Origin of the sequence: Azospirillum sp. (genome assembly GCF_035627195.1) — a bacterium.
GTDB lineage: Bacteria > Pseudomonadota > Alphaproteobacteria > Azospirillales > Azospirillaceae > Azospirillum.
In genome coordinates this window covers 1-2,171 of sequence record NZ_DASPMG010000132.1, presented here as the reverse complement: position 1 = coordinate 2,171, position 2,171 = coordinate 1, and the positions used below count along the sequence as shown (strand labels likewise).

At 68.8% G+C, this 2,171-nt stretch carries 4 protein-coding genes; 1 reads left to right on the top strand and 3 read right to left on the bottom strand.

The genetic code is table 11. The features are described from left to right. Positions 1-26: 26 nt before the first annotated feature. The 3 genes from VED21_RS12435 to phoU form a co-directional block, all read right to left on the bottom strand. Positions 27-275, bottom strand: a complete 249-nt coding sequence (locus VED21_RS12435; protein ID WP_324882679.1) for a hypothetical protein — start codon at positions 273-275, stop codon at positions 27-29. Between the two features lie 102 nt (positions 276-377). Next, a complete protein-coding gene (locus VED21_RS12430) occupies positions 378-830 on the bottom strand; it encodes a hemerythrin domain-containing protein (RefSeq protein WP_324882678.1) in 453 nt (150 codons plus the stop codon). An 84-nt stretch (positions 831-914) separates the two neighbouring features. Then, the gene (gene phoU / locus VED21_RS12425; RefSeq protein WP_324882677.1) at positions 915-1,637 is read right to left on the bottom strand and encodes a phosphate signaling complex protein PhoU; all 723 of its coding nucleotides are present in this window, start codon (positions 1,635-1,637) and stop codon (positions 915-917) included. A gap of 166 nt (positions 1,638-1,803) precedes the next feature. Here phoU and VED21_RS12420 point away from each other — a divergent pair. Continuing rightward, positions 1,804-2,171 (top strand): pentapeptide repeat-containing protein (locus VED21_RS12420; protein WP_324882676.1); only part of this gene is annotated, 368 nt, incomplete at its 3' end.

Here is a 2,171-nt window from a genome sequence, read left to right as displayed (position 1 = left end):
TCACCCCGACCTACGCCCGCCGGCGCTCACTTGATGCCGAGCATGCCCTCGGCCTTCATGAGCGCGGCCTCCGATTCGGCGTGCTTGCCCGCCTTGTGGAGGTTTTCTCCATCGGTGCGCAGCTTTTTCACCTCGGCCAGTTGCGCCGAAGTGAGCTGCGGGTTCTTCGCCAGCGCCTCGTCGATGGCCTTCATGTGGCGCGGGCAGCTGTTGGCGAACGCCGTGCCGGTGAAGGCGACGGCAAGCAGGGCCGCAAGGAACGTTGTGCGGAGCATGGCTTCCTCCCTGAAGCGGAGGCTGTGAAGGCGGCCTCCGATCGGGAAGGACGTTTCCGCGGCGCCGATTATTCCCGGCCTACCCCTTCAGGCAGCTTTGCGTCATGCCGCGCGCGGCTGCCGCAGCGCGCGGGCGCGGCGCGTCATCTCGCCGATGGCGTCGGGCGTCAGGCGCTCGCGGATCTGCCGCACCAGCGCCCCGCTCTCGCGCTCGCACTGGGTGTCGAAGGCGGCCTTCAGCCGTTCGAAGTCGGTGAGCCAGTGCCCGTCCGTCTCGCCCGACGGCGCGCGGCGCGCCAGATCCTCCGCCAGCCCGGCCACCGTGCGGTGCAGGTCGCGGAATTCGCCGACGCTCCCCTCCCCCGCACCCAGCGCCCCCGTGCCCAATGCCGGAAAGACCGCCTGCTCCAGCATGGCGCCGTGCGCGCGCCAGCGTTCGGCCAGCGCCTGCATCTCGCCGGCCCGCTCTTCCCACGCCGGCTGCGGCGCGTTGCCGATGGCGGCCAGCAGTTCCCGTCCGGCGTCGTGGTCGTCTTCGATGATCCCGGCGATCATGGCGCGCGTGTTCCCGTTCGGTAATCCCGAACGGGAAACCCGGCGCCGCGGCGGCGGTTCCCGCCGCGTTTCAGCCTCTGGGGCTCAGCCTTCCGAGTCGGGCTTGCCAACGACGGTGTAGCTGCTCTGATCGTCCTTCAGCCGCTCCTCGGCCGGCAGGTGGCCCTGCACCAGGAAGCAGATGTTCTCCGCGATGTTGGTGATGTGGTCGCCCGCGCGCTCCACCGACTTGGCGGCGAACAGCAGGTGCGTGCAGCCGGTGATCTGCTGCGGCGACTCCATCATGTAGGTCAGCAGTTCGCGGAACAGGCCGGTGTAGGCGTGGTCCACCTCGCTGTCGCGGTTGCGCACGGCCAGCGCCAGGGCCGCGTCCTTGGCGCGGTAGGCGGTCACCACGTCGCGCAGCATGCCCAGCACGCTCTCGCCCATCCAGCCGAAGGACTGCACGGGCGGGATCGCCGGCAGCGTGCTCAGCGTCACCGCCCGCTTGGCGATGGAGCTGGCGAAATCGCCGACCCGTTCCAGGTTGGACGAGATCTTGAAGGCGGCGACGATCTCGCGCAGGTCGCTGGCCATCGGCTGGCGCAGGGCCAGCATGCGCACGGCCAGGCTTTCCACCTGCGCCTCCAGCCGGTCGATCTCGGCGTCGGCCTTGATGATTTCGGCCGCCGCCTCGGCGTCGCGCTCGGCCATCACCTTCAGCGCGGCGGCGAGCTGCCCCTCGGCCAGCCGGCCCATGCGCTCGATCATGTCGTGCAGCCGGCCCAGTTCCTCGTCGAACGACGCGACGGTGTGCTTGTGCACCATCGTGATCCTCTCCCCAACCCTGCGTTCGTGCCTGTTTTCCCCGGTGCGGGAATCCCCTTAACGATTAGAACAGATTATTTTAAGAAACTACCCCATCCCGACAGGGTTCATCCCTTCGGAAAGCGGCCGCAGTGGGGACGGCCGCGAAGTCAGCCGGAACGGGGACATGACGCCGCACGAGTTGGTGGCCGTGCTGGAAAAGCACGAGCGTTGGCTGAAGAACAAGCAGGGTGGTGCGCGCGCCAACCTCACCATGGCCAACCTGGAGGGCTCCAACCTTTCGGGCGTGAACCTGACGTCGGGCAAGCTGTCCGGCGCTAACCTGACGCATGCCGACCTGTCCAACGCCAACCTCAGCCACGCCGACCTGTTCGCCGCCCATCTGACCAAGGCCGACCTGACCGGCTGCAACCTCTACCGCGCCGACCTGCGCGGTGCGCACATGCGCGGCGCCAAGCTGAAGCGCGCCATCCTGAAGGAGGCGGACCTGCGCGGCGGCGCGCTGCTGTACGGCGGCGGCGGCAAGAACGGCAA

Coding starts and splice junctions, on each gene's coding strand:
- VED21_RS12435 (WP_324882679.1), bottom strand. CDS start 275: ATGCTCCGCACAACGTTCCTTGCGGCCCTGCTTGCCGTCGCCTTCACC.
- VED21_RS12430 (WP_324882678.1), bottom strand. CDS start 830: ATGATCGCCGGGATCATCGAAGACGACCACGACGCCGGACGGGAACTG.
- phoU (WP_324882677.1), bottom strand. CDS start 1,637: ATGGTGCACAAGCACACCGTCGCGTCGTTCGACGAGGAACTGGGCCGG.